This is a genomic window from Halostagnicola alkaliphila (assembly GCF_055379965.1).
The window spans coordinates 3,257,103-3,281,368 of the sequence record NZ_AP043826.1; the positions used below are offsets into that span (position 1 = coordinate 3,257,103).

The window sequence follows — 24,266 nt, forward strand, 5'->3', positions numbered from 1 at the left end:
CGTGATGTTTACACTCGTTTTCACCAGGAAAAGAGGGAGGCGTTACTGGATCGGGTCCTCGAGGCGGGCCCAGCCGATCGCATCGAGGACGACGACGTGGCCCTTGTAGCAGACGTAGACGCCGTTATAGCCGCCGCGTCGTCCCTCGTGGTAGGGTAGCGAGCCGCGAATCGCGTCGACGATCGACCAGGCGCCGTCGCGTTCTAAGGTGACGTGTTCCCACTCCTCGCGAGCGTCGTTTCGAATCGCCCGACGGATCGCTTTTCTCGCGCCCGGAATTTCGTGGAGCGGTCGACTCGAGGCGTCGATAACGGTCGCATCGGCGGGGACATCCTCGACGACGCGGGCACCGAGGTCGGCCTTCGAGCGCGCGCTGGTATTTCTCGATCGACCCGACCGAAATACGTAGCCTGCGACCGCAGCTGAGCCGACGACGAGTGCGGACAGTGCCACGTCTTTCCCCCTGATCATCATGAACCTACGTTATAGCAATCGAATAAGTATCTTTCGTCCAAATATCTCCGTTTGATACGTCTTCGGTCCGGAAAGCAGACATGCGTCAGACAATAGTTAGTCCTCCGACTGATTTCGTCGTTAGACGAGACCGACGAGACCGCCCGATAGCGCGCCGGCAACGACGAGAAGTCCGACGGCGACGACCGCCGCCGCGCGGAACAGCGGGAGCGCGTCTCGAGCGGGTTCGCGTAGCTTTTTGCCGTTGAGTCCCGCTTCGAATCGCTTGGTAGCGACTTCGACGAGCGCGGTCAGTACGAGCCAAAGCGCGACCATCAGCAGAACCAACTGGCCGTTGAAGGTCGAAAAGAGGCTCTCGGAAGTGTAGGAGGTTCCGGCGAGGTGGCCACCCGAGAGCAAGAGGACGAGCGAACTGAACCGCGAAACAGTCGTCAGTTTGGCGGAGATCGTTTCAAGCGGCGCTGTCGTGTTGAACGCGCCATCTCGAGCCAGCGGAACGACGACGAACGCGACGAAGAAGACGCTTCCGGCCCAGAGGGCGGCGAAGATGAGATGGGCCGTCGTCGCGACGAGATGATCGACCATACGAAAACGGTTAGACAGCGACCCTATCAGCGTTCCGACTCACGTCCGGCCATCGTGATTGGCTCACCGCCCTCGCGGACGCGATCGATGTGTGGATTTGATAGGCGTCGGTACCGGAGGAAGCGGTATGTATCACGTACTCGTTCCGGTCGATATCGACAAGCCTCGAGCGACTGCACAGATCGAAGCGATCCGCGACCTGCCGAACGCACGCGAAGACGTCAAAGTGGATGTCCTCTACGTCTTTGAAGAGGTTGACATGCCCGTCGACGGTGCCGGACCGGCGTACATCGACGAACTCAACAGGAACCTCGAGACACTCCGAAAAGTTCCCCAGACGGTCGAGATGGTCGCCGAGGAACTCGAGGAGTCCGACATCGATACGTCCGTCCACTCCGTGACCGGCGAACCGGCTTCGGCGATCCTCGAGATCGCCGAGGAGTTCGACGTGGACGCACTCGTACTCGGGGCCCGCCAGCGATCACCCATCGGCAAAGTCCTCTTCGGAAGCGTCGCACAGGCGGTCATCCTCGAGAGCGAGCGCCCGATCACCATCGCCTCGGGATAGGTACGACCGGCCGAAAGACCGTACGGAACGGACAAGTCACCCCAACGCAGTCCTCCGGTTTTCCGGATTCAAAGCATATACGGGCGTCGGTGTACTCCGCCAAGTCGTTGGATTAGCGTGAACGACCGCCCTGACTCTCCCTCCGATCCTAACTCCGTGCCGGGTTCGGGCGAAAATCACGACCCTGACACCGAATCTCCTCCTGACTCTCGAGGTGACTCGAGTCCCCGCGGCTGGAAAACGTACACCGGGCTCATCCTAGGTTGGCAAGTCGCGGCGAGCATCTGCTTCTACGCGATCTACGCCGTGACGCCGTTCGTCCGAGAGACGTTCGACGTTTCGGCGACCCACATCGGGTTCATGCTGACGGCGCTGATGTTGGGCTATACGATCTGTCTGTTCCCGGTCGGTTCGCTTATCGATAGCTACGGCGAAAACCGCATCCTGCTGGGCGGGCTCGTTGGTCTCGGGACGACCGTTTCACTCGTTACGCTGGCTCCGTCGTATTCGCTCGTTCTCCTCACAGTGTTCGTTCTGGGTGCGTTCTACGCGACGGCGATCCCCGGGACGAACAAGGCCGTGTTCAACGCGATTCCCGCCGATCGACTCAATTTTTCGATGGGGATCAAACAGGTCGGCGTCACCGCCGGGAGCGGCATTAGCTCGCTTCTCATCCCGTGGTTCGGCGCGACGCGGTACGGCTGGGAAGTCGGATTTTTGCTGGCCGGCGCAATCGCGCTGGTCGTCGCCGTCACCTTCTGGGTCGTCTACGATGCCGGTCGCGCTGGCACCGATGACGACGGAGCCGGGATCTGGGCACACTTTCGATCGCTCGAGTTCACCCTGCTCACGCTCGCTGGCTTTTTCCTGGGTGCCGGGCTGTTCACGACGACGGGATACACGATCCTCTACGTCGACGAGGTCGTCGGCGCCGGCGTCGTCTTCGCCGGGGTTACGCTCGCGATGGCACAGGTGACCGGGAGTGTCGGACGAATCGCGTTCGGCTGGATCGCCGATCGGCTCTCGGGACCGCTCACCAGATCGACGCTGGGGATCCTCGCCGTCCAGGCCGGGGCCTCCGTCATGCTTTTCGTGGCGGTGACGGTCGTCGAAACGCCGCTCGTCTCGATCGTACTCTTCTCACTGCTCGGGCTTTTCATCCTCGGGTTTACGGGCGTCTACTACTCCTGTATCGGCTCGATCGTGCCGGCCGACGAGATCGCGAGCGCGACGGCGGGCGGACAACTCGCGCTCAACTCCGGCGCATTGATCGCCCCGCCCGCGTTCGGCTTTCTCGTCGACAGCGTCGGATACGACATCGCGTGGACGATGCTGGCTGGCAGTGCGTTCGTCGCACTGGTGTTACTGTTACTCCTGTTGAAACGGAGCCCGTGAACGGAACGCGTGAGAATCAACTCCGGGAATCGATCGACCCGCCCGAGAGTTAGTCGCTCGCCATCTCCGCGAACTCCGTCGGGAGCGTTCCGAGGTCGATTCCCCAGGCCAGCGGCAACCAGAGCAACGCGGCGATCGTGATCAGGATGATCCCGATGATATTGAGTCCGAAGCCGACGCGGGCCATCTGCGGGAGCGTGATGTACCCGCTGCCGAAGACGATCGCGTTCGGTGGCGTCGCGACCGGCAGCATGAACGCGAACGAGGCCGCGGTCGCGCCGGCGATCATCAGTCCGTAGGGGTGGACGCCGATGCCGATCGCGACGGCGGCCAGAATCGGCATCAACATCGCCGTCATTCCCGTGTTCGAGGTGACTTCCGTGAGGAAGACCGCCATCGTGACGACCGTGAGGATGATGATGACCATCGAGACCCCCTCGAGCAACTCGAGTTGTTCGCCGAGCCACATCGCGAGTCCCGACTGGTCGAAGCCGGCTGCGATCGCAAGTCCGCCGCCGAACAGCAGAATGACGCCCCACGGAATCTTCACGGCGCTGGACCAGTCGAGCAGGAAGGTGTGGTCGCCGCTCTCGGTTTTCGTTGGGAGAGTGAACAGAACCATCGCCCCGCCAATGGCGACGATCGTGTCGACATCGTCGGGTATCGGGATCGAAAAGATCGGATCGAGCACGAGCGCGAGGCCGGAGAGAACGAGGGCGGCCCCCTCGAGTGCGATCGAGTCCGGGTCGGACGGAATCGGGACGGCATCGAACTCGCCGATCAGGCTGCCGGCGATCCACGCAATTGCCATCCCGACGAAGACGACGAGCACCAGCTTCTCCTGGATTTTCATCGAGCCGAGTCGCTCGAGTTCGGTGTTGATCGTCTCCGAACCGATCGGCAACTCGTCGAATTCGGGCGAGAGGGCGACTCGAGTGACCCAGAGGTAGACCGTCGCCAGCCCGATCGCGGCGATCGGAACGCCGTAGAGCATCCACTGGGCGAACGAAATCTGCTGGTCGAACAGTTCGCCCGCCTGTCCGGCGAACAGGATGTTCGGCGGCGTGCCGATGAGCGTGGCGACACCCCCGACGGACGCGCCGTAGGCGATACAGAGCATCAGCGCGATACCGAACGTGAAGTTGCCTTCGCTGGTGTCGATATCGAGGCCCGTGTCGTCGATCAGATCGCTCGTCTGGTAGATGACCGCCAGGGCGATGGGAACCATCATCATCACGGTCGCGCTGTTCGAGACCCACATCGAGAGAAACGCCGTCGCGAGCATGAACCCGAGGATGAGCCTCGAGGGTGTCGTGCCGACGGCTTTGATCGTCCGAAGCGCGATCCGTTTGTGCAGTCCCCACCGTTGCATCGCCATCGCGAGGAAGAATCCGCCCATGAACAGGAAGATCAACGGATCCGCGTAGGACGGCGTTGTGTCTTCCGCGGCGACTGCACCGGTCAGGGGAAACAAAACGATCGGCAGTAACGATGTCGCAGGAATCGGGATCGCCTCCGACATCCACCAAGCGGCGATCCAGGCCGTGACCGCGCCGACCGCCTGCCCTTCGAACCCGGCGGGTTCGCCGGGTGTCGGACCGAGCAGGATGAGCGCGAACAGCAGCGGACCGAGAACGAAGCCGATCTTCTGTCGGAGTTTGTAGTTTCCACCGGCGTCGAACGGTGAGCTGTCGTCACCCGAACTCGAATCGGGGTCGCCTTCCCCCGCGGGCGCAGACTCCACGGTATCGACGGATCCGTCGGATTCGGTGGTTTCACTCGGGCTACTGCTGGCCGTCTTGTCAGTCGTATTGGCCGCGGTTTCGCCACCGCCATCGGTGAACGCCTTCCGGGCAACGCGTTTTTCCTCCTCGCTCACGGAATCCATATCCTCGAGAATGCGAGGGCCGTCGAGCGTGAGGTACGCTTTGGTCTGTGCATTGAGCATCCACAGATACGACCAGAATTGTTGTAGCTGCGCTCGTACCATCTACCACGTTTTTCGAATCTCACCACATCAATGACTTGATTTCTCTCGGATCAAGATTGATTGTGAGACGGTTTGAAATAAAATAGCTGTGTGACGGTACCAATTAACACACAGTTCGGATGATCATCGATCTCTTTGCCCGCTTCCTCTTGAAGAATGAGACGCTCTTTACGAAGTCCCTGACACAACTATAATCGTACGCAGTGTACGTCCGACATGACACGAACTCCATCGTTCGAGGTACGAACGAAAGACGACGCCGACGCCGGACCCGTACTCCTCGGCGGTGTCGCCGACGTCGGTGCCGCAGGACTCACGGGAATCGATTACCTCGTCGATCACCTCGAGACAACCCAGATCGGGTGGGTCAGTACGCACAACCTTCCCGTCGTCGCCCCGGTTTCGGACGGAGAACCGCGCCATCCGATCCGACTGTATTCCGTCGACCACACGGAGCTAGCGATCCTACTCAGCGAGCAATTCGTGCCCGTCCCGGTCGCGGCCCCGTTCGTCGACGCGGTTCTCGAGTGGACGAGCGCGAACGGTATCGACGAGATAACGCTGGTACAGGGGGCACCGTTTCCACACAGCGAAGCGGAGCACCTAGTCTTTCACGTCGGCACCGAAGCGTACCGGCGGAAACACTTCGCGGAGGGGACCGCGAGCGATATCGAGGCGCTTCCGGGCGGCGTTCTCGACGGGGTCCACGCCCAGATCCTCGTTCGAAGCCTCGAGGAAAATCAGCCGGCGGTCGGCGTGCTCACCACACCTTCGCATCCACCGGGGCCCGACATCGACGCCGCACTCAGACTGCTGGACGGGGTCACGCAACTGTACGATATTGACGTCGACGAACAGGAACTCCAGGCGCGCTCCGAAGAGATGCACCACTACTACGAAGAACTCGCCGCCCGGTTGAACACCCTCCAGCAGAACGAGCAGTCAGTCAAGAACCGCGACTTCCCCGAAAATCGAATGTACATGTAGCGAGCGGCGGGGACGTTCTCGAGAGAAACTCGAACGGCCCGAACTCGACGAGCGCAAATCGGGTTTGCCGATCGATTCGCGTTCGCTCGCACTCGTTATTCGCCTTTAGGGCTCGTTCGTGACTTGCGAGGGTTCTTTCTCGGGCCGGTCGGATGGCCTCGAGGTGCGCTCTCCGTCCGTGTACTCGGGGAGACGCGACTGGCGCCCAGGTCGGTTGCCCGAGAGCACGTACGGCAGGAGGACGTGTGCGGCGTTGATCACGAGGATAAGGAGGATCGGAAGCAAGAAGAGCCCGTAGAAGCCGAACACGGCCGGTCCGACGATGTACGAAACCAGCAACATTCCGGTGTGGGTCTGGTCGCCGCTGATGTGGGCCCTGATGAAGAAATCGGGAATAAAATCGACGAGAACGGCGCTGACGACGAGCAACACGCCGACGGGGACCAACAGCGACAGATCACCACTCAGCCACGCGTTCACCGCGAGTATAACCGTCACGGGGAGGTAGACGAGTTTAATACCGACGACCGGGATGAGGCTCCCGATTCCAGCCAACGCGCCGATCAGCGCCGGAAACGGTACCTGCACGGTGACGGGTGCGAACAGGTTGTACGCGTAAAACGTCGCAATGCCGACGATGGCCGTGACGAACACGTTGACGATGTTTCCGAAGAGCGTCATCGACAGCTCCGGATCCACGGCGCGGACGTACTGCCCCATCACGCCGGACTCGTCGAACGTCTCGAGGAGCCACGAGATGAACCGCGGGCCATCGACCAGCATGTAGTACGTCAGGACGACGAGGATCAGTAGCTGGACGAACGCGCTACTGAGCAGGCTGATCGTCCCGAGGAGACTCACCCCGAGGACGCCGAGCGACGCCTGCGAGACCGCCCCGGTGAGGATCTCCTGCAATTCCTCGAAATCGGCGATATCGGCCTCCTCGAGGGCCTGGTCGATCATCTCCCCCTGCACGTCGTAGGCAGCGAGAAACGCCTGCGTTTCGAGCGCGATGATCGCGATCGTGTACGCGACCAGGATAATGAACGGAACGCCGAAGAGCACCAGCGCGAGCCCCGCTCTGAGACGGCGGGGAAGTCCGAACCGCTCGAGAAACCTGTGGATGGGCCGAACCGCGTAGTACAGAAAGACTGCAAAGACGATCACTGCGATAAACCGTACGGCGACGTACGCGACGAGCGCGAAGAGGGCGAGGACTACCAATCCGACTGCGAACCGTCGTGCGAACGGTCGATCGTACTCCATCTACCCACTGATAGACAGGTGAACTATTTCACTCTCCCGCCCGCTCCTCGAGATGGGCGATCGGCCGGGTTTCCGGTTCGGCGAGCGGACGAATAGCGGCCGTCCGAATCCCGTTATATTAGACTACGTGGACTGCAACCGTCGTTTCCGAATGAAACGGAGAATCGCTAACACCGTTCGTAACCGAACTCGTCAAAGAACCATAAAGTATTTTCCCGACGAATAAGCCGTTACTGATATGCTCTCCAACATGATCCTGCAAAGTGGTGGTGGTGGCGGTATCGTCCTCCTGATGGGGTTCCTGTTCTTTCTCCTCTTCCTCGCACTCGTCGTCTGGACTTATTCGGACGCGGAGAAAAACAGCAGCCATCCGGCTTTTTTATGGGCGATCGTCGTCTTTCTCGCCCCGATTTTAGGGCTTGTTTTGTACCTCATACTCGGTCGGGACCAGACCGGCGGGTACTGACCGGTTACCGCGTTTTCGTCGGCGAGTGCGTCACCTCGAGCGCCGGCTCTCCCTCCGGGAGCGAACGCGCTCGAGGTCCAGCCGGCCGTAGTGCCAGAGCGTTCCCGTGAGCCCCGACTCGGCGATTCTTCGCCCCGAACTCTCGACGAGCACCTGCGAGCAGTAGCCCGTGGGATAGGAGCGGGCGAGTCGCCGGCTGAACGCCGTATCCTCGTTGGCCACGTTCGGAAACCCGCCGATATCGCGGAAGGCCCGTCGGTGAACGAAGCAGTTGAACCCCGGGAGAATCGGATACTCGAGTCGCGGAAAGACGTGGTTGATCGTCGCCTCCATCAGCTTCGCCCGATAGGGACCCGTGATCCGGCAGGCGGAGCTCGCGCCAGCCAGACCGTTCGCCTCGACGAGCCCGAGCATCGCCGTGAGGTAGCTCGCCCGCAGTTCGGTGTCGGCGTCGACGAAGGCCAGCCACTCGCCGTCGGCGCGTTCAGCGCCCAGCGTCCGCGCAGCACCGATTCCCGCCCCGTCGTCCGAGACGACCGTCGCCTCGTACTCGCGTGCGATATCGACCGTCCCGTCGGTCGAGCCGCCGTCGACGACGATCACCTCGTACTCGTAGGCGGTGTCCAGCGAGGCGATACTCGAGAGCGTGCCACGAAGGTAGTCGGCCTCGTTTCGCGCCGGGACGACGAAACTGGCGACCGGCGGATCGGGCTCATTCCTGGCGCTTACATCGACGGTCGACTCGCTGGCGGTCATCGAGTCGATACTTTCCGGGCACGTCTTGTAACTATTGTCTATGCAGATCTCGTCTCACAGAGGCATACCGATGATATCGACGAAACTGAGCTGAACGCGATTCGAGATCGAGACGATCACGCGGGTTGTTTTCACACCGCTTCGTGGCCAGAATTGATCTATCATGAACTTTTATGGTGGTCGGCTCTGTAGGGTTGGGTACAGATGTCGGTCGTACACGTAGCACGGTGACGAACTCCTCTTCCAGACGATTCTCGATCCGACGCATCGATTCTTGGACGGCCTCGCCGATCCACGTCACAAACCCGTTCCACCACCCGACCGACATGAGCACACAAAACTTGCAATCGACGACGACACGAATCCCGAACCGAACGCCAACCACACCCAGCCGCCAGCGGACTCGAGACGGCCGGCCCACCGAGCGCGTTCAACAAACGTTCTCCGCGACGAATACGAACCGACTCGAGAACCTGATCGACGACTGTAACTCCGCGTTCGTCTCCGGGAACTCGGAGCCGTCGTCCGAATGAATTTTAGTTGACGACTTGTTGTCGTGGATTCGAACAACCGAGGAGTCCGCCGCCTCGCGATCCGAACTGACTTTTCGACGGAGGCTGTATGCTCGAGTGGCCGATGACGATCTCTCCGCTCCGAGCCGGTCTCGGCAACCGGTTGTGACGAGCCCTATGAGTGCTGAGGCCTTCGATTTACTGATACCGCTACTCGGTTTCGAGAGTGTCACTCGGGACACCCTCCAATTACCATATAAGGAACTCATTCGTCGTCCGAAACGAGTCGTACTAGCGCTTGACCGATTGCAAGCGGAGCAGCGACGGGACCGAGCGCGTGAGCGAATCGTTTGAACGACTCGAGCATTCCCGGTTTATCGTCCGAAGGCCCCAGATACAGGAGTAGCGGCGTTTCTGGTGGGCCGTACACATCGATCTCCATTCCTTTTTCAGAATAACACGTGTCGAGGACCGTTATCAAGTCAGCCTCCCGTAAGTTATCGAGGTGGTAGGAGACCTGCTGCAGCGACAGATCGAGTTCGTCGGCAACGTCCTGTGCTGCCATCGGCTCTTTGTTGAGTACGGTGAAAATTTCTTGACTCGTGTCCGAAGAGAGGGTCTTGAACACCTCCGAGGTGTGTTCGTCGTCGATACACAGTAGGTGTGGCTCGTCGCTTCGTTTGATGCTAGCGTCTGACGAAGTCGGGAGGAGCGTACTCATCTTGCCAGTACCGTTCGGGTCCACTCGTGAAATAGGTTAATTTCGATAAAAACTGATTTTGACCGTTGTACCGTACTCTCCCGATAGTGGAGCCGATTAGACGACCCGATGATACCGAAGGGTGCGCTTGTCCGAGATGCGTTCCTATCGACGGGAGCATCAGACGTCGCTCGATCGTGGGGGATTTTCTATGGACGACGAAACTGCTTCAGCGGAATCCTTCCGTGTTCGGAGTCATGACCGTCGTCGTGATTCTGAGTTGGATCCTGTGGCCCGTGTTCGAATCGACGCCACAGACCTGGCCCGTTGGAACCAGCGTGGCCTTTTTTATGCTGATTAGTGCAACCGTGTTGCGGGCCTACGTCGTGACGATTACGACCGCAGCGCTCCAAGATTCGGAACAGTCTATCCGAAAACTCTTCGTCACGAGTCAACGGCGCATACCAGCAGTCCTCACGGTGCTCGTTGCAACGCTCGTCGCCGCCGGAGTTACAATCGGTGTTGCCTCGATTCTGAGTTGGGGAGTAATCGTGACGGTTCCGCTCGTAGGTGAAAGTATCTACGACGGCGCGTCTGCAACGCTCATTTTCGGGTCCCTCTCGGCGCTCGTCGTGTTCAAGTTCTGGCTCGCGCCCGAGATCTGTATCGCGGGGAATTACGGACCACTGACCGCACTCAAACTGAGCTGGTCCGTGACGAGCCTGTACTGGCTTCGCGTGTTCGTTGTCGTTGCCGGATTCGCCGTAACCGTCTACCTTCCGGAGGTCGGTGAGCACGTAATCGCATCACTCGGTGGTGAACGGCTTCTCTGGCCACCAGTCACGGGTTTCGTTCAACTGTTTTTCTACAGCGTTGGGTACGCTTTCTGGTTCGTCGTAGGAACGCGGATATATATCCGGTCAGTTCGCGTTTAGTAACTCCCCTTCGAGACGAGAGCTGGCATTCAGACGGTCAAAATCGATTTTGACCGTAGATAGCGACTTTTTCGTATCGGCCAGTAGGTTCCACCGAAATGACCGACAACGAAACATTACTCAGAACGGAAAACCTCACCAAAGAGTTCGGTGACGTCGTCGCCGTACAGGATCTCAATCTCACCGTGAAGAAAGGGGAAATCTACGGCTTTCTCGGGCCAAACGGCGCTGGCAAGACCACGACAATTCATATGGTACTGTCGCTCGTTCGGCCGACCGCCGGTCGGATCCAGCTGTTTGGCGAAGAGCTCGATTCAGCAGTGGCGACCCTACGAGAGCGCATCGGCGTCCTGTCCGGTCACGGTGGTCTATACGGCAATCTCACGGCGCGTGAACACGTCGAATTCGTGGCTCGTATCAAGGCGACCGAAGTCGACCCCGACCACCTTTGTGAACGTGTTGGGTTAGCGTCGACGACCGACCGGCAGGTGAGAGGATTTTCTACCGGAATGAAACAACGACTCAAACTTGCGATGGCTCTCGTCGGCGAGCCGGATCTGCTCGTTCTGGACGAGCCGACGCGGGGACTAGATCCAAACGGCGCTCGAGAGGTGCGACAACTAATCGAAACCGAAAATCAACGCGGAACGACCGTATTCTTTTCGAGCCACATTCTCAGCCAAATAGAACGGACGTGCGACAAAGTCGGGATACTCAATAACGGGACGCTCGTCGCAGAGGATACGATTTCGGAACTACGGGCACAGATATCCGAGACGAACAGCATCCGAGTCACGTTCAAGGATGCTGTAAACGGTATGTGCGACCGTATCGAAAACGGGGATGCCGTTGCAGCCGCCGATATCGACGGGGACACCATCGAACTCGCTCTCAAAGAGAGCGGAGCCACCAACGAGGTGCTCGGCGAGCTCTGTAAAGCGGAATCGCCCATCCAATCGGTTACCACGGAAGGAGCGACATTGGAGGATCTGTTTGCCGCCTATACGGAAGCGGAGGCAGAGACATGACGTGGCGACCCATTGCTCGAAAAGACGTTGCGGACTCGATTCGGTCTCAGACGTTCCTGGTGCTTGTGACCGGGTTCTTGTTCCTGACATTCGCACTGAGCTCGATGCAGTATATTTTCGGCGACCCGACGTTCGAGGAAGGTGTCGGTGCGGCGTTCGGCACGATGAGTATCCTCGTTCCGATTGTTGCGGTGTTGATCAGCTATTCAGCAATCGTCAGCGAGCGCCAGTCCGGCAGTTTGCACGTTCTTCTCAGTCTCCCGGTAAATCGGAGGGAGTTGCTGTTCGGTAAGATTGTCGGCCGGACGCTCACACTATTTATCCCCGTCTCGATCGGTTATTTACTTGTGATCCCCTTTCTGTATCTGTTGTACGGAAGTTTCGCACCGTCCGAGTATGTGCGATTTTTGACTACGAATCTCGGGAACGGCGTTCTCTATACGGTTATCGGCGTGTGCGTCTCTGCAGCACTCACGACCCCTCGTCGCGTTCTCGCAACGCTTGTCGGTCTCTTTCTAACCGTCTATTTCGCGCTCTACGTACTCGGTGACATCATCTACTGGGCAATCCATGGTGAAGTACCCGAAACACCGCCGACGTGGGTGGAGTTCGTCGAAACGCTCCCGCCACACGAAGCACTGAACAACGTCGTGAACCTGTTATGGGCGAGAGAACTGTCGACGGGAGATCCGCTACTCCTCCAAGAGTGGGTCAGCGCAATCGTATTTCTCCTGTGGCTGACCGTTCCCATTGCTATCGGATACGTCCGGTTCAAAAATACCGACATCATTTAGATTCGCCGTTAGCAGGATCCTCCGAGCCACCGTGCCGTAGATGAATTCGGGAGACAGCCTGTCAACCCAATCACCAAGCCACCGTCTTCTGTTGGTTTCGACTTTCGACCGCCCGCGTCCAGTGTATGACTGTGAATGTCATAGGGGAGAACGTGTGGAAAGAAGCGCCAACAGAACGGGGAACCTAATATATCCAGACAGATGTGTCGTCGGCTAATTCGAACTATCGGAGGGAAAAACGGTGATGAGGGGTACTCACTTTCCTACGCTGAGGTCGTTCGAGCGGACAGCGCAACCGCGAGCCCTAGACAGTTACTCCGTCAGTTCGTATGTCGTGTATGGAAATCGGGATCATCGGCGCGGGTGCGGCGAGTGCGGCCGCGGCGTACGCCATCCAGCAGGACGCACCGAACGCGCAGTGTACGGTACTCGAGAAGTCGGGTGGCGTCTGCGGGCGGGCGGCGACGCGACGCGCGGACGGTCGGTACTACGATTACGGGGCGAACTACCTAAAAGACGACGACGAGCGGGTGCTCTCACTCGTGACCGAGCACCTCGAGACCGACGGGCTCGTCTCCGTTTCGGGGCCGATACACGTCTTCGACAAGGACGGCACGGTCAGCGAAGGGCGGGCGGAGACCGAACGGAAGTTGACCTATCGGACGGGCATTACACAGCTCGCGAAGCGACTGTTCGGAGCGGCGGACGCGACGGTACACCGGAACACGCGAATCACGGCGATACGCCGTGACGGCGAGCAGTGGTACCTAACCGACGCCGACGGCGACCGGTGGGGACCGTACGATCGGCTCCTTTGCAATCCGCCAGCACCGCAAACTGCGAACCTCCTCCACGACGCCGACTGGGAAAGCGAGCGTCGCGACGCGCTCCTCGAGGCCGCTCGAGCGGTCGAGTACCGAACCATCCTGACCGCCGTCCTCGGCTACGAGTTCGAACTCGAGGCCCCCTACTACGCGCTCGTCAATACCGACAAACGCCACGAGATCGGCTGGATCGCGCGAGAGGAGTGCAAACCCGGCCACGTTCCCGACGGCGAGTCGGTCCTGATCGTTCAGGCGAACGATTCGTGGTCGGTCGAACGGGACGACGACGATCCGAGCGAGATCGTCGCGGAACTGGCTCGACTGACCGCCGACGTCGTCGACGACGACCGCCTCGAGAAGCCCGCGTGGACGGATTACCACGGGTGGCGCTACGCGCAACCGGAAGGCGGCGTCGACCGGAGCGCGGTCGAATCGGCCGAACGCGAGGGATTGTACTGTCTCGGCGACTGGGTCGCCGGTGAAGGGCGGCTCCACGCAGCGCTCCGTAACGGACTCGAAACCGGCGAACGGGTCGCTCGCTCAGTGTCGAACGGGGACTGAACGACACCACGAGCCGTCTCGAACATGCCGATAGCCGTCTCGCGACGCTCCGCGTGTATCAACGGAACGATCGTCTACAACCTCGTCACGCTCGAGCAACCGAACAGACCGACGGTGAAAATCAACTCCACGGCCTAGCCGTCGGCCCACTCCAGATTTGTTTCGTCCGATCCGGAGACGAGTGCGGACCGAACGCGCAATCTTTAGTTGCCGTAGTCGCTGGGGTGAGACATGGGAATCGATCGGACGGAGTTACGAAAGGGGCTCTCGAGGACCTGGCCCTACCTCCTTTCGCACCACCTGCCGTCCGAGTGGTATCGGTGTTACTCGCCGGTGATCTTCGGGAGGCAAATCCACGTGTGCGCGCGATGCCTGGGTATTTATCCCGGAATACTCGTCGCTCTCGTCGTCTCGCTATTCGCGACCGGTCTCGCACACTCGCCGACTGTCGCCATCGCCATCATTCTCGTTTTCCCGCTTCCCGCACTCCTCGACTGGACGGCAACGACGTTTACCGACCGACGAGGATACAACGCGGTTCGAACGGGGACGGGTTTGCTGCTCGGATACGGATACGGCGTCGGTCTGACGCACCTCTTTCTCGCGGCCGATCTCCGCGTCGTACTCGTGGGAATCGCCTACGGAGCGATTGCTGGCGCACTCGTGTACATATCACAGAACGTGACATAATCATAGGTACTAATATAAGGCCGCTGTGACAAGCATCGGTCAGTTATCGCATGATAGACGACATCGACAGTGGGGAACGATTCGACAACGACGCAGAGACCGCCGCCGGAGAGGCGATCAAACACCAGCACTCGAGGAAAGAAACATGAGCGGGTCCGAGAACGGAAAATTCTGTCAGGAGTGTGGGGAGCGGATAAACAAAAAGGCGGAAATTTGCCCGGAGTGCGGCGTGAGACAACCCGGCGCCGAGAGCGACGCGAATTCGGATAAGCTCGTGGCCGGAATCCTGGCAATCCTGCTCGGGGGATTGGGCGCACACAAGTTCTACCAGGGGAACATCAAGTACGGCGTCCTTTACCTGTGTTTCTTCTGGACCGGAATTCCGGCCCTGTTCGGAATCATCGAGGGGATCATCATGCTGATCGCGGACGATTCGGAGTACGAACGAAAATACGCGGACGGGAGCATCTTCGGAAAGATCTGATAAGGTCGTTCGTGATTCTCTCCCGGCGAGAGACTCCGTCGTTGGTTTCGGCCCGCGAAACCCGTTCGCCGCGACGGCTGGCTGAAAATAGTTACGAACAACTCTATAACACAACAGCGGCCACTGCGCGGACGACTAGCAACGGTACACGGACCACCGGCCGACTTCCTGACGGTTCGGGCCCTCGAGTCAAAACTGGCTCAGCGGCGCCTTCGTCTCGAGAGGAAGCTACAGATTGTTCCACTGGAGGCCGTTATTCGACTCGCACCCGGGTACGATCAGCATCTCGAGGCGTTTTATCGCTCGGTGGTGTATACGAAGAGACGATAGTGAACTATGCCGGACCGAACAGCGATTCGAAACATGGCGTGTACAGTCGCGTTGCTCGTCCTTGGGTACGTACTCCCGTTCGTCGGGGAGCACCTCTCCGGTTCTCGAGGGACCGTCGAAACGCTCCTGTTCCTCCTCGAGCACGCGTACTTCCGGTATTATCTGAACACCACAGCCCTCACCGCCTTCGTCATGGGGAGCATCTGGTATTACATCGAAGTTCGCCACTCGAGCCGTCATTTCGTTCTCGTCGGAGCGGGATACGGACTGTTCGCAGGCGTCGTCTTCGCCGTCTTTTACGTTCTGCTGGGAGTCGGTGTCTATTCGTTCGCTCCGCAGGAGTCGTACGTGCTCATTCTGGTCGGCATTGGGACCGTCGTCGGGGTAATCGCCGGAACCCTTCGGGAAGCTCGGATCTGCTACCGGTGACGAACGATTATCGCCTCACTCGCGCAAAGCAACTGACCGAACGTTGACTTATTTATTCCCAAACGGAGACTAATAATCGATTTTCTGAATCGAACATACTCTCTGTCGATAGCTGGTTCGTCGATCGACGAAATCCCGGTTGAAAGAATATGAGTTATCCGTGTGGAGTGCGGCCACGAAACTAGCTACTCCCAAAACCATGTCTGGCAAATACGACCTCGTTATCGTGGGCGGCGGTATCAGTGGTGCATCACTGCTGTACACGACAGCGAAGTTCACCGACATCGATTCCATCGCACTGATCGAGAAAGAGCCCGAGATCGCCGCGATCAACTCACACGTCACGAACAACTCCCAGACGCTCCACTTCGGAGATATCGAGACGAACTACACGCTCGAAAAGGCAGAAGACGTCAAGGAGGGCGCGGAACTGCTCGCGGGCTACCTCGAGGAGCACGACCCGGACCGCGAGATGCACTCGAAGCGCTCGAAGATGGTGCTGGCCGTCGGCGAGGACGAGGTCGAGCAACTCGAGTCCCGCTACGACGAGGAAGGGTTCGGCGAGCTCTTCCCGAAACTGCGCGCGATCGACCGCGAGGAGATCGCCGAGATCGAGCCGAATGTCGTCGAGGGCCGCGATCCGTCGACGGAGATGCTCGCGCTCCAGACGCCGGACGGCTACGTCGTCGACTACGGCGAGACGACCAAATCCTTCGTCGAAGCGGCCGAAGAAGAAGCGAACGTGGATGTCTACACCGGGACGAAGGTCACGGATATCACCCCGACGCTCGACGGGTATACGATCGAGACGGACAACGGTCGATTCGACTGTGAGGCTTCCGTCGTTGCAGCGGGATCACACAGTCTCCAGATCGCAAAGGAACTCGGCTACGGCGAGGACAAGGTGTTGCTCCCCATCGCAGGGAGCTTCTTCCTCGCAGACGACTTCCTGAACGGGAAGGTCTACACCCTGCAGATGAAGAAGTTGCCCTTCGCCGCGGTCCACGGCGACGCGGACGTCCACGACGATAGCATCACCCGATTCGGACCGACCGCGAAACTCGTGCCGACGCTCGAGCGCGGTCGCGTCTCGACCGTGAAGGACTTTCTCGACGTGTTCGGGCTGAACGCGGCGGCGTTTCTCAGCTACGCCAACATCCTCTCGGACCGCGTCTTGCTTCCGTACGTGCTTCGAAACCTCGTCTACGATCTGCCCGAAGTCGGACCGCGACAGTTCCTTCCGCACGTCCAGAAGGTCGTCCCGAGCGCCGATCTCGAGGATATCGAACGCGCGAAGGGGTACGGCGGCGTTCGGCCCCAGATCGTCGACACGAAGAACAAGTCCCTGGACATGGGCGAGGCGAAAATCGTCGGCGACGACATCGTCTTCAACATCACCCCCTCGCCGGGCGCGTCGACGTGCCTGAAAAACGCCGTCCAAGACACCGAACGGGTGCTCGAGTTCCTCGACGGCGAGTACGAGTTCGACGAGGCCGCGCTCCGCGAGGAAACGATCGAGAACTTCCCGCGTCTCGACGAACCCGAAACGGACGCAGCACCCGAAGCGCGCGCCGATGCGGTTGCGACCGCCGACGACGACGACTGATCGGTTCGATCGACGGGGTTTACCGCAGCCGCTCGGACGTCGGAGCTGATCGACCGACGGTGATCCACTCACGATCGCTCGAGTGGCGACGTGGCAAGCCAAAATCGGAACCGTACTCACCGCTGACTAGCTCATCGACAATTTCTGTTCTCAGGTTCCCTCTATCGTCCAAGCACCGTACCACTCGGATACCGGTCCCGCTCACCTCACACCAGCGTTAAATGAGCGCACCATCAGTAGACGAAACATGCGAGAGAATCAGACTACCGACCGGGCGCTGAGAACCCACCCGGCGGCGGATATTGAGACGGTCGTCGCCGATCCCGAGGAGATCATCGAAGCGTTCACACGAAACCACGAGGAGGAGGAGCTTCGAACGCACGTCCTTCGACTCACGCCGCCGTTCGAGGGAGAAGTGCAGGCGGAGCCGTACGTACAGGAGGGACCAAAGCGGTATCCGCCGGACAGGGAGCCGGAACCGATCCACCTCGATCCGGCGACGTTCGTCCGAAACGAAGCCGGCGTTCACCCGAACGAAACTCACCTCACGGTTCCGACGCGCGAAGCGGTCCGCGAGCGAGCGACGACAGCTCACGGCGACGAACTCGACGAGGGCGTTCTCGAGGAGGAGCACGAAGCGGCGCTCGAGGAGTGGGAGAGTCAGGTGCGAGACTCGCTGATCACCAGCGTCCGGATCTACTTCGATCACAGGGATGCCGACGAAATCTGGACGAACGCCCGGTACGCCGCGTCGGACGAGTGATACGGCTCCGGACAATTTGTTGTCGAGGCCACGAAGCGGGATTCGAATTCAGTGGCTTTCGACCGCTCGAGGGTATCGAACGGGGCGTTACCGAGAGAGACGGGTGGAGAGATGACCGAGGTTCGAGAGGGTGAGACAACAGGAAGCTTGACATCCTCCCCCGCTGAAACGCGAGGCTTTCTCCTCGATTCTCCGTAAGTATGGCGATCCAACACGTTCATAACCGATCAAGCTGACACTAACGCATGAAAGACAGACCGGATCTCTTTATGCTGGTCGAGGCGTTCGTCTTCGGACTACTCGTCACGATCGGGATCCTCTACGCAGCGCTTGGCAGCCATCTCCCGGAGTCGTTTCCGGCAATTGCCGGAATCGGGGTCGTTGCCTGGTCTGTTGTTCTCATCGGCGGAACGATACTACTCGCCGAGTGGCGAAATATCGCGACCGGAGCGTTGCTCGGCGGCGAACTACTGGGACTGTTTGCCGGGCTTTGGGTGTTCGCGATGCAGGTCGGTTGGAGTTTCGTCACGTTTGCGATCGTTCCCGTCGGGGTCGTGTCGGCTGTGACCGGCGCGTGGGTCGCCTACGAGCGAGAACAACAGTACGGGGCCCCTCGAGAACCGCCGATCGGGACTTGGCGACACGTGTTCGCGGTGCTGGCCTTGCTCCCGCTGGTCTTTCTCGGGCTGTTGGTGTTCGCCTAGCCGTTCGTTGGGACGTAGTCCTCGAGTTGTTGGTGTTTGCCTGGCCGTTCGTTGGGACGTGCCACGGATGTCGAACCGAGCGGTTTCGCAGTCTCAGTCGTCACCTCCCGTTGTCTTTCGACCGATCGGCAGGTGGCCCTCGGGCGGTTTCGACCGCCCCCTCGAATCCGTCCGCACACACCGAAAGCGTCAGCGTGTCCAGTGCGTTGGCGTACACCTTACGGTGGTTCCCGTCGGCGACGGGGCGAATTTCGGCGGTGACGAGCCCGGCGTCCTCGAGCCGGTTCAATCGTCGATAGGCGGTCACTCGAGAGATGTCACAACGGTCGACGACCTCGGCGACAGAGCGGTTCGTCTCGTCGAGCGACTGGAGAATCTCCCGGGCGTGGTCGTCGGCCAACAACTCGATTGCCTCCGTCAGTTCGATACCCTGATCCGCCGCGGGTTCGCCGCGGAGCGATGGTCGGTGCATGTGCTCTCGAGTGCCGCGGGTGAGTTGATAAAGCCCTCCGGGATTTTGGCGGACGCCAAACCTCGGTCGGGGAACCAGAACGCACCTCTCGATACGCGACTGAGTTCGGGTATGGATCCAGTCAGACGGAGATTGGGTATATGGATTCAGTCAAACTGACAGCCGTTTCGAGCGGGCAATCAACCGCACCGAAACGCGAGGTACCGCCGCATCCGAGACCCTCGCCGTCCGAACTGTCAGACCCTTCGGAGCGGATCGTCGAAACGTATTAGACGATTCACACGTCACCATCACCCGATGCTCTCCCGTCGAACTCGCGCACTCCTCGAGTTACTCGTGAGCCTGTTCGCTCTCGCGATATCGATTATTCCCCTGATGGAACGCCGTCGGAATGACGACCGGATCGGAGACAGTCAGACTCCCGAGGCGACCGACACGGCGGTTCAAGCGTCGGACTCGAGCGCGCCGGCTCGAGATTCCGACCGCCAGCGGCCAGCAAACGCATTTGTGGCGGGAGTCGCAGAGGGAGCCCCCGACGACCCCGTCTCGCTCCCGTGGTTTCTGTGCGGGTTCGCTTCCGCAGTCGGCTATCGACATCTCTCCGATCACGACGTGTGGTCGATTCGGCGGTCTCGAGTCCGACGGATCGGATTCGGAATGCTCGAGATGCTTTCCGGCCTCCTTCTGGCGCGCTACGACGAACGCGCATCCCACAGCTTCGGTATCGGAAGCTGTGCGGGAGCGGTCGTCTACCGCTTGAAGTACGGACTTCTCAACGAACCGCCTGGGGAGTGAAATCCTGAAGATTACTGATCGGATAAAACCTTGCGCAGGATCCCTTCGAGTTCAGCTTCCAACTCCGATGCTTGCAGGATCGTAACGGGGTTTTCGGTCTGTTCCTTGAAAGAGGCTGTGGGGTCTTCGATATCTTGAACGACTAATAAACCGTTCCACCCTGATCCGAAGTAGTCGCTCGTTGTCTCCTCACGGCCGAAAACGAATTCTTCGTTGACTCGGAGGAATGCGAGATACTCCAGCGTTTCTTTGATTCCCCGACGGATTGTATCGACGTTGGTGCTGTTTTTGACTTCCACGATCAGGTATTCGTGTTGGTCGTCTTCCGGTGAGATGATCTCGAGGACGATAACATCAGGGCGACCCGTCTGATTTCGAAAGTCACGATCGAAATAGTCACTCGCAATTTCCTGTGCCGTGAGTTGTACTTCATCGGTTCGTGAGAGGTTTTTCTGTTCCTCGTCGGGAACCGCCACGAACGACAGCTTTCGATCGGATCCAGAATTGTCGTGATAGAGAACAATCTCCTTGTCGTCCTCGAAACGCGCTACTTCCTGTCGGCCAGTTGCGATCGTTTTGAACTCCGGTTGTGTCTCGCGCAATCGCTCGAGCGTGGAGACGAATCGGAACAGAACGAACAATTCGAAGAGCGTGTTCTGGTCGTCTGGCGCGATCGCCGTTTCCTCGAGGAGTTCACGAATTTCGTCGGCTTCGCCCCGAACCAGCCGTTCACGCGATCGAAGAAGCGATGCAGCCTGGCGATAGACACCGTGGCGCGAATCCGCCGCCGTCGTCAGCATCCGCTCGGTCGGTTCGTAAGTATCGGGTTCGCGAATCCGGCGAACGTGGACGTTTCGCTCGACGATGTGCTGTAACTCGTCGATTAAGTTTTCGTTCCCCGTCCACGTTTCACGGACCCATTCGTACTCTCCCCGAAGGTATTCTTCGGCTTTGCGAATGGTCGTGTGAACGACGGAGATCAACCGCTTGAGAACGATATTTTCCGGTATATCGTAATCCTCCGATCGGTTCTCGCAGACGAATATCGACGAATCTCGAGGGTGTTCTGTGTGCCGCGTTTTGATCGTCTCTCCCCAGTTGATTCGTCCGTCGACGGTTCCACGACGCGTTCGTGTGGTCGTCCGCGTTTCGGTCCGTACACTCCGCAAATGGGTAGGAAGTTCTCGAACGAAGTCGACGACATCAGACTTGAGAATAAAGTGAAGATCGAGCAGCAGTTCGTATTCTTCGAACCGCTCGTCGAGTTGCTCCGGTTTGATCGATTGTGCTAACTCGCGCTCGGGAAACGATCCTTGCATCACGTGAGCAAACACGTCTTCAGTGAGCTGATCGAGGAGTTGCTCTCTATTCATTCTCGGCGATGGTCACCTGTAACATGTCTCGGGCCGCTTTCTCGAGTAACGAGTCGTCGATTTCTCCAACGGCTGCAATCTCTCCAACGATTCTTCGACGTTTTGGAACGCCCTCTAACTGGGGAAGAATGTAGCTAACGACCGCCTGGGTGAGGTGGTACTCAAGTTCTTCTTTGGGATGGTACGTTACGTACCGAAGGACGTCTTCGATGATCGCTGGGCCGATGGAGCGTTCATCGACCGCGTTGTTCGTCTCCCGCCATACGCGGCCGACCGCGATCGCAACATCGCGATCGAGATCGAGTCCCCACGCATCCGCGTAGTTGTGGACGATCCTCTCGAGATGTTCTTCCGCCGCACGAGCGTCGGGGAGTTCGGGTGCGGGAACGCGAATAAACGCAAACCGACGCATGAACGCGTAGCTCATCTCGTAGAGCGAGGTTTTGTCGTAGGTGTTCATCGTCGCGAAGATGCGCCACGAATTCGGAACGAGGTACTGATAGTCTGCAACCAGTCCCGAATGGTCGTTCGTCGTCGTAATCTCGACTTCGTGACCGTCTCTGGTGTACGGAAGCTGAACCGATTGACCCGAAAGCAACGTGAAAAGCTGGCCGAACGCTTTGTCAATATCGGCCCGGTTCAGTTCGTCGATTATCAGCAACTCGTTGGCTTGAGATTCCGTTCGTGTCCGCTTGAGGCGATTGAGAACGATCCCTGGCTTGAACGAAAGATTGTCCCCGTCGCTACCCGACTCGTTCGGCATATAGCCGCCTACTGTGTCAAACGTCGACCAATCAGCGGTCGCCGTGGTCGTCTCGAAGCCCGAATACAGGTGCGGGGCCGTCTCGGCGAGATGTGAACAGACCTGGCGAGCGATTTCCGTCTTTCCGGTCCCGGGTGGTCCAGTCAACAGAACGTGTTTGTCCGCCTCGAGCGCCGTCGAAATTTGCTCGACGATCTGCTCACCACCGTCGTCGGGGAAATAAAGACCCTCGAGAATATCGGACGGGAGCGGTCCTTGATACGGGTTGGAGACGTTGACTGACGACGCTTCTCGAAGGTCGTCAACCATAGCCTCGAGAAGGGCCATTGTCCGCTCGTAATCGATTGATTCGCTGGTGGACCGGAGTCTCGCGAACCGAGATTGAACCGGAAACTCTCGATCAGACACTTCGTCACAGATTTCGTTGGCGTCGGCAATTGGGAGACCGTTCGCGGTGAGTGCGTCGCACTCTCGGTCGATTTCGGTTGACGTCTTTTCGGTAATCGACCGAGAGGTGTCGACCTCCTCGAATCGCCCGTTGAAAAATAGGCGGTCGAAGGTCGCGACGAGCGGGTATGATTCTCCGTTTTCGTGTTCGTTACGCCACCACGGCTCTGACTTTTCGGACATCCGGCCGAGAATTCCGACACCGATGAGCCCCGCTGGTTGCTCGCTGAGCGAATTGTCGGAGGGTTGTGAACGTGAGTGAAAAAGTACGACGTCACTCTCCGAGAGTCCCTCCCACTCCCCCCGATCGGTGCTCTCGAAGCAAACGGAGTTGTTCTCGAGGGCGGTTATCCAGAAGTCCGGCGGTGCGGTGAATTTGTAGACCGCGGGCGTCGACGACTGGATGTGTTCGACCACTGAATGGTCGATTTCGGCTATCGTTCGTGACTCGTCAGTAGGCGTCTCCGTCTCGATGGTATAGGAGTCGTGGAGGATACTATTGAGCCGCGGCTGACTGAGCACACCGCCGGAAAGGTTGAGCCGCTTTTGAACAATTCGAACCCAACACAAGAAGAGCGTCTTGGCGGGCGAAAACGCGCCGAGCGATCCGATACCGAGTTCACGGGCCGTTCGCTCGAGTTCCGGTTCGAGGCGCTCGTAGATGTCCCGAAGTTGGTCGAACTGGGCGGCGGTGTCCGCCGAAACATCGTCGGACGGACGGAAACCATCGAGAGCAGTCGTCCAATCGGCGACGAGCGCTTCCCCGAACCGTTCGGTGAGCCACTCCGTTTCCGTCGACGAGTCGGTGAGTCGTCGCCGAACGTCGTCTCTCGCCGCCTCGAGGCCGTCGTAATCGTTGTTGCTATCCGTTCGAGAGAGTGGCTGTCCCGTAATCTGGTCGATAAACGCGCTGATAGAATCGTACTCGTCGAAAAAGCTCGAGCCGCCTCGTTCGAAATTGATTCGACTGTAGGTATCGTTCGGCCAGCCTTTGAACCCGATCGTCTCCCAGAATTGCCCGCGGTCGAGCGTCGTCTCGTAGATGGGGGCGAGGAACATCACGTGCTGATACGATTTATCCGATCCATCTCCCCAGCCCACTCGCTGGGTGAATTTCGAAGCGGTGTCGTCGTCGAGAACGGTCGCGTGAGCGATCCGTGCCAACAGCGTATACTCTCCGCCACGACGACCATCGCGATCAGCGAATAGGAGGAAATCGCCTTCATCCGCGGACTCGTCGGCCGTATTTCCCCAGACAGAGAGCGTCTCGCGGTCAAGCGGGATATCACAGAGGTCTTCCAATCGGTCTCGAGAAACGCCTTCGATGACGGTTCGATCAAAGTTCGTGCGGATCGGCCCGTCGCCAGTTTTCACGGGAACCTGATATACGGTCGGATCGTCCGTGCTTGAATCCGTGTCCTCCCCGATCACGTCGTCCCCATCTGCTCCCATCTTCATTGGTGAGAAGCAGACAGTATCAGCCTATAAAACCTGTCACAAACGGAGGTTGGTCATGTCCACGGGCCAAGAGAAACTCGAGAGAGGCACTGAATACACAGACCGACGAAC

The 24,266-nt window shown here is 59.1% G+C and carries 25 protein-coding genes; 16 read left to right on the forward strand and 9 right to left on the reverse strand.

Features of this window, described 5'->3' with window-relative positions; genetic code table 11:
- Nucleotides 1-42: 42 nt before the first annotated feature.
- Together ACZ5C7_RS21700 and ACZ5C7_RS21705 are read right to left on the reverse strand one after the other, a co-directional pair.
- Nucleotides 43-474 (reverse strand): hypothetical protein, encoded by a 432-nt coding sequence (locus ACZ5C7_RS21700; protein WP_464378337.1) that lies wholly within the window; start codon nucleotides 472-474, stop codon nucleotides 43-45.
- A 120-nt stretch (nucleotides 475-594) separates the two neighbouring features.
- Nucleotides 595-1,059, reverse strand: coding sequence for a copper resistance protein CopD (locus ACZ5C7_RS21705; RefSeq protein WP_464378338.1), 465 nt, complete (start codon nucleotides 1,057-1,059; stop codon nucleotides 595-597).
- Nucleotides 1,060-1,186: 127 nt separating this feature from the next.
- Between ACZ5C7_RS21705 and ACZ5C7_RS21710 the strand changes: the two genes are divergently transcribed.
- Together ACZ5C7_RS21710 and ACZ5C7_RS21715 are read left to right on the forward strand one after the other, a co-directional pair.
- Entirely contained in the window at nucleotides 1,187-1,627 is a 441-nt protein-coding gene (locus ACZ5C7_RS21710) for a universal stress protein (protein ID WP_464378339.1), read from the forward strand.
- Between the two features lie 156 nt (nucleotides 1,628-1,783).
- Nucleotides 1,784-3,022: an MFS transporter gene (locus ACZ5C7_RS21715; protein ID WP_464378491.1), complete on the forward strand. Its 1,239-nt coding sequence runs from the start codon at nucleotides 1,784-1,786 to the stop codon at nucleotides 3,020-3,022.
- A 49-nt stretch (nucleotides 3,023-3,071) separates the two neighbouring features.
- Here ACZ5C7_RS21715 and ACZ5C7_RS21720 read toward each other — a convergent pair whose 3' ends face one another.
- Nucleotides 3,072-4,970: an SLC13 family permease gene (locus ACZ5C7_RS21720; protein WP_464378340.1), complete on the reverse strand. Its 1,899-nt coding sequence runs from the start codon at nucleotides 4,968-4,970 to the stop codon at nucleotides 3,072-3,074.
- Between the two features lie 258 nt (nucleotides 4,971-5,228).
- Between ACZ5C7_RS21720 and ACZ5C7_RS21725 the strand changes: the two genes are divergently transcribed.
- On the forward strand, nucleotides 5,229-5,999 hold the full coding sequence (locus ACZ5C7_RS21725) for a proteasome assembly chaperone family protein (protein ID WP_464378341.1): 771 nt from the start codon (nucleotides 5,229-5,231) through the stop codon (nucleotides 5,997-5,999).
- 105 nt (nucleotides 6,000-6,104) lie between these two features.
- On the opposite strand, the gene ACZ5C7_RS21730 is transcribed toward ACZ5C7_RS21725, so the two are convergent.
- The gene (locus tag ACZ5C7_RS21730) at nucleotides 6,105-7,265 is read right to left on the reverse strand and encodes an AI-2E family transporter (RefSeq protein WP_464378342.1); all 1,161 of its coding nucleotides are present in this window, start codon (nucleotides 7,263-7,265) and stop codon (nucleotides 6,105-6,107) included.
- A gap of 238 nt (nucleotides 7,266-7,503) precedes the next feature.
- Between ACZ5C7_RS21730 and ACZ5C7_RS21735 the strand changes: the two genes are divergently transcribed.
- Nucleotides 7,504-7,731, forward strand: a complete 228-nt coding sequence (locus ACZ5C7_RS21735) for a PLDc N-terminal domain-containing protein (protein WP_464378343.1) — start codon at nucleotides 7,504-7,506, stop codon at nucleotides 7,729-7,731.
- A gap of 30 nt (nucleotides 7,732-7,761) precedes the next feature.
- On the opposite strand, the gene ACZ5C7_RS21740 is transcribed toward ACZ5C7_RS21735, so the two are convergent.
- The gene (locus ACZ5C7_RS21740) at nucleotides 7,762-8,487 is read right to left on the reverse strand and encodes a glycosyltransferase (protein ID WP_464378344.1); all 726 of its coding nucleotides are present in this window, start codon (nucleotides 8,485-8,487) and stop codon (nucleotides 7,762-7,764) included.
- 326 nt (nucleotides 8,488-8,813) lie between these two features.
- On the opposite strand from ACZ5C7_RS21740, the gene ACZ5C7_RS21745 reads away from it, so the two are divergent.
- Complete coding sequence (locus tag ACZ5C7_RS21745) at nucleotides 8,814-9,020, forward strand: hypothetical protein (RefSeq protein ID WP_464378345.1); 207 nt, start codon at nucleotides 8,814-8,816, stop codon at nucleotides 9,018-9,020.
- A 244-nt stretch (nucleotides 9,021-9,264) separates the two neighbouring features.
- Here the strand turns inward: ACZ5C7_RS21745 and ACZ5C7_RS21750 are convergent, their stop codons facing one another.
- On the reverse strand, nucleotides 9,265-9,720 hold the full coding sequence (locus ACZ5C7_RS21750; protein WP_464378346.1) for an ArsR/SmtB family transcription factor: 456 nt from the start codon (nucleotides 9,718-9,720) through the stop codon (nucleotides 9,265-9,267).
- A gap of 236 nt (nucleotides 9,721-9,956) precedes the next feature.
- Between ACZ5C7_RS21750 and ACZ5C7_RS21755 the strand changes: the two genes are divergently transcribed.
- The 10 genes from ACZ5C7_RS21755 (at nucleotide 9,957) to ACZ5C7_RS21800 (ending at nucleotide 18,847) form a co-directional block, all read left to right on the forward strand.
- Nucleotides 9,957-10,634, forward strand: coding sequence for a hypothetical protein (locus ACZ5C7_RS21755; RefSeq protein WP_464378347.1), 678 nt, complete (start codon nucleotides 9,957-9,959; stop codon nucleotides 10,632-10,634).
- Nucleotides 10,635-10,732: 98 nt separating this feature from the next.
- Complete coding sequence (locus ACZ5C7_RS21760) at nucleotides 10,733-11,662, forward strand: ABC transporter ATP-binding protein (RefSeq protein ID WP_464378348.1); 930 nt, start codon at nucleotides 10,733-10,735, stop codon at nucleotides 11,660-11,662.
- Entirely contained in the window at nucleotides 11,659-12,456 is a 798-nt protein-coding gene (locus tag ACZ5C7_RS21765; RefSeq protein WP_464378349.1) for an ABC transporter permease subunit, read from the forward strand. Before ACZ5C7_RS21760 ends, ACZ5C7_RS21765 begins: the two co-directional genes overlap by 4 nt.
- A gap of 329 nt (nucleotides 12,457-12,785) precedes the next feature.
- The gene (locus ACZ5C7_RS21770) at nucleotides 12,786-13,841 is read left to right on the forward strand and encodes an NAD(P)/FAD-dependent oxidoreductase (RefSeq protein WP_464378350.1); all 1,056 of its coding nucleotides are present in this window, start codon (nucleotides 12,786-12,788) and stop codon (nucleotides 13,839-13,841) included.
- Between the two features lie 231 nt (nucleotides 13,842-14,072).
- Nucleotides 14,073-14,531: a DUF2085 domain-containing protein gene (locus ACZ5C7_RS21775; RefSeq protein ID WP_464378351.1), complete on the forward strand. Its 459-nt coding sequence runs from the start codon at nucleotides 14,073-14,075 to the stop codon at nucleotides 14,529-14,531.
- 145 nt (nucleotides 14,532-14,676) lie between these two features.
- Nucleotides 14,677-15,015: a TM2 domain-containing protein gene (locus ACZ5C7_RS21780; RefSeq protein WP_464378352.1), complete on the forward strand. Its 339-nt coding sequence runs from the start codon at nucleotides 14,677-14,679 to the stop codon at nucleotides 15,013-15,015.
- A gap of 336 nt (nucleotides 15,016-15,351) precedes the next feature.
- Nucleotides 15,352-15,774 carry a hypothetical protein gene (locus ACZ5C7_RS21785; protein WP_464378353.1) on the forward strand — a complete coding sequence of 141 codons (423 nt, stop codon included), beginning with the start codon at nucleotides 15,352-15,354 and terminating at the stop codon, nucleotides 15,772-15,774.
- Between the two features lie 199 nt (nucleotides 15,775-15,973).
- Nucleotides 15,974-17,380: an FAD-dependent oxidoreductase gene (locus tag ACZ5C7_RS21790; RefSeq protein ID WP_464378354.1), complete on the forward strand. Its 1,407-nt coding sequence runs from the start codon at nucleotides 15,974-15,976 to the stop codon at nucleotides 17,378-17,380.
- Nucleotides 17,381-17,627: 247 nt separating this feature from the next.
- A complete protein-coding gene (locus ACZ5C7_RS21795; RefSeq protein ID WP_464378355.1) occupies nucleotides 17,628-18,143 on the forward strand; it encodes a DUF8009 family protein in 516 nt (171 codons plus the stop codon).
- 245 nt (nucleotides 18,144-18,388) lie between these two features.
- On the forward strand, nucleotides 18,389-18,847 hold the full coding sequence (locus tag ACZ5C7_RS21800) for a hypothetical protein (RefSeq protein WP_464378356.1): 459 nt from the start codon (nucleotides 18,389-18,391) through the stop codon (nucleotides 18,845-18,847).
- Between the two features lie 100 nt (nucleotides 18,848-18,947).
- Here ACZ5C7_RS21800 and ACZ5C7_RS21805 read toward each other — a convergent pair whose 3' ends face one another.
- The gene (locus tag ACZ5C7_RS21805) at nucleotides 18,948-19,319 is read right to left on the reverse strand and encodes an ArsR/SmtB family transcription factor (protein WP_464378357.1); all 372 of its coding nucleotides are present in this window, start codon (nucleotides 19,317-19,319) and stop codon (nucleotides 18,948-18,950) included.
- Nucleotides 19,320-19,616: 297 nt separating this feature from the next.
- Here ACZ5C7_RS21805 and ACZ5C7_RS21810 point away from each other — a divergent pair, with 297 nt between their 5' ends.
- A complete protein-coding gene (locus ACZ5C7_RS21810; RefSeq protein WP_464378358.1) occupies nucleotides 19,617-20,114 on the forward strand; it encodes a DUF8097 family protein in 498 nt (165 codons plus the stop codon).
- Nucleotides 20,115-20,125: 11 nt separating this feature from the next.
- Here the strand turns inward: ACZ5C7_RS21810 and ACZ5C7_RS21815 are convergent, their stop codons facing one another.
- Together ACZ5C7_RS21815 and ACZ5C7_RS21820 are read right to left on the reverse strand one after the other, a co-directional pair.
- Complete coding sequence (locus tag ACZ5C7_RS21815; RefSeq protein ID WP_464378359.1) at nucleotides 20,126-21,487, reverse strand: hypothetical protein; 1,362 nt, start codon at nucleotides 21,485-21,487, stop codon at nucleotides 20,126-20,128.
- Complete coding sequence (locus ACZ5C7_RS21820) at nucleotides 21,480-24,155, reverse strand: AAA family ATPase (RefSeq protein ID WP_464378360.1); 2,676 nt, start codon at nucleotides 24,153-24,155, stop codon at nucleotides 21,480-21,482. Before ACZ5C7_RS21820 ends, ACZ5C7_RS21815 begins: the two co-directional genes overlap by 8 nt.
- Between the last annotated feature and the right edge of the window lie 111 nt (nucleotides 24,156-24,266).

Excerpts from the sequence above, each read along its gene's own strand:
- ACZ5C7_RS21735 (WP_464378343.1), top strand. The coding sequence starts at position 7,504 with ATGCTCTCCAACATGATCCTGCAAAGTGGTGGTGGTGGCGGTATCGTC.
- ACZ5C7_RS21820 (WP_464378360.1), bottom strand. The coding sequence starts at position 24,155 with ATGAAGATGGGAGCAGATGGGGACGACGTGATCGGGGAGGACACGGAT.
- ACZ5C7_RS21765 (WP_464378349.1), top strand. The coding sequence starts at position 11,659 with ATGACGTGGCGACCCATTGCTCGAAAAGACGTTGCGGACTCGATTCGG.
- ACZ5C7_RS21750 (WP_464378346.1), bottom strand. The coding sequence starts at position 9,720 with ATGAGTACGCTCCTCCCGACTTCGTCAGACGCTAGCATCAAACGAAGC.
- ACZ5C7_RS21725 (WP_464378341.1), top strand. The coding sequence starts at position 5,229 with ATGACACGAACTCCATCGTTCGAGGTACGAACGAAAGACGACGCCGAC.
- ACZ5C7_RS21720 (WP_464378340.1), bottom strand. The coding sequence starts at position 4,970 with ATGCTCAATGCACAGACCAAAGCGTACCTCACGCTCGACGGCCCTCGC.
- ACZ5C7_RS21745 (WP_464378345.1), top strand. The coding sequence starts at position 8,814 with ATGAGCACACAAAACTTGCAATCGACGACGACACGAATCCCGAACCGA.
- ACZ5C7_RS21760 (WP_464378348.1), top strand. The coding sequence starts at position 10,733 with ATGACCGACAACGAAACATTACTCAGAACGGAAAACCTCACCAAAGAG.
- ACZ5C7_RS21740 (WP_464378344.1), bottom strand. The coding sequence starts at position 8,487 with ATGACCGCCAGCGAGTCGACCGTCGATGTAAGCGCCAGGAATGAGCCC.
- ACZ5C7_RS21815 (WP_464378359.1), bottom strand. The coding sequence starts at position 21,487 with ATGAATAGAGAGCAACTCCTCGATCAGCTCACTGAAGACGTGTTTGCT.
- ACZ5C7_RS21700 (WP_464378337.1), bottom strand. The coding sequence starts at position 474 with ATGATGATCAGGGGGAAAGACGTGGCACTGTCCGCACTCGTCGTCGGC.
- ACZ5C7_RS21795 (WP_464378355.1), top strand. The coding sequence starts at position 17,628 with ATGCGAGAGAATCAGACTACCGACCGGGCGCTGAGAACCCACCCGGCG.
- ACZ5C7_RS21730 (WP_464378342.1), bottom strand. The coding sequence starts at position 7,265 with ATGGAGTACGATCGACCGTTCGCACGACGGTTCGCAGTCGGATTGGTA.
- ACZ5C7_RS21755 (WP_464378347.1), top strand. The coding sequence starts at position 9,957 with ATGACCGTCGTCGTGATTCTGAGTTGGATCCTGTGGCCCGTGTTCGAA.
- ACZ5C7_RS21805 (WP_464378357.1), bottom strand. The coding sequence starts at position 19,319 with ATGCACCGACCATCGCTCCGCGGCGAACCCGCGGCGGATCAGGGTATC.
- ACZ5C7_RS21790 (WP_464378354.1), top strand. The coding sequence starts at position 15,974 with ATGTCTGGCAAATACGACCTCGTTATCGTGGGCGGCGGTATCAGTGGT.
- ACZ5C7_RS21775 (WP_464378351.1), top strand. The coding sequence starts at position 14,073 with ATGGGAATCGATCGGACGGAGTTACGAAAGGGGCTCTCGAGGACCTGG.
- ACZ5C7_RS21800 (WP_464378356.1), top strand. The coding sequence starts at position 18,389 with ATGAAAGACAGACCGGATCTCTTTATGCTGGTCGAGGCGTTCGTCTTC.
- ACZ5C7_RS21785 (WP_464378353.1), top strand. The coding sequence starts at position 15,352 with ATGCCGGACCGAACAGCGATTCGAAACATGGCGTGTACAGTCGCGTTG.
- ACZ5C7_RS21710 (WP_464378339.1), top strand. The coding sequence starts at position 1,187 with ATGTATCACGTACTCGTTCCGGTCGATATCGACAAGCCTCGAGCGACT.
- ACZ5C7_RS21705 (WP_464378338.1), bottom strand. The coding sequence starts at position 1,059 with ATGGTCGATCATCTCGTCGCGACGACGGCCCATCTCATCTTCGCCGCC.
- ACZ5C7_RS21780 (WP_464378352.1), top strand. The coding sequence starts at position 14,677 with ATGAGCGGGTCCGAGAACGGAAAATTCTGTCAGGAGTGTGGGGAGCGG.
- ACZ5C7_RS21770 (WP_464378350.1), top strand. The coding sequence starts at position 12,786 with ATGTCGTGTATGGAAATCGGGATCATCGGCGCGGGTGCGGCGAGTGCG.
- ACZ5C7_RS21810 (WP_464378358.1), top strand. The coding sequence starts at position 19,617 with ATGCTCTCCCGTCGAACTCGCGCACTCCTCGAGTTACTCGTGAGCCTG.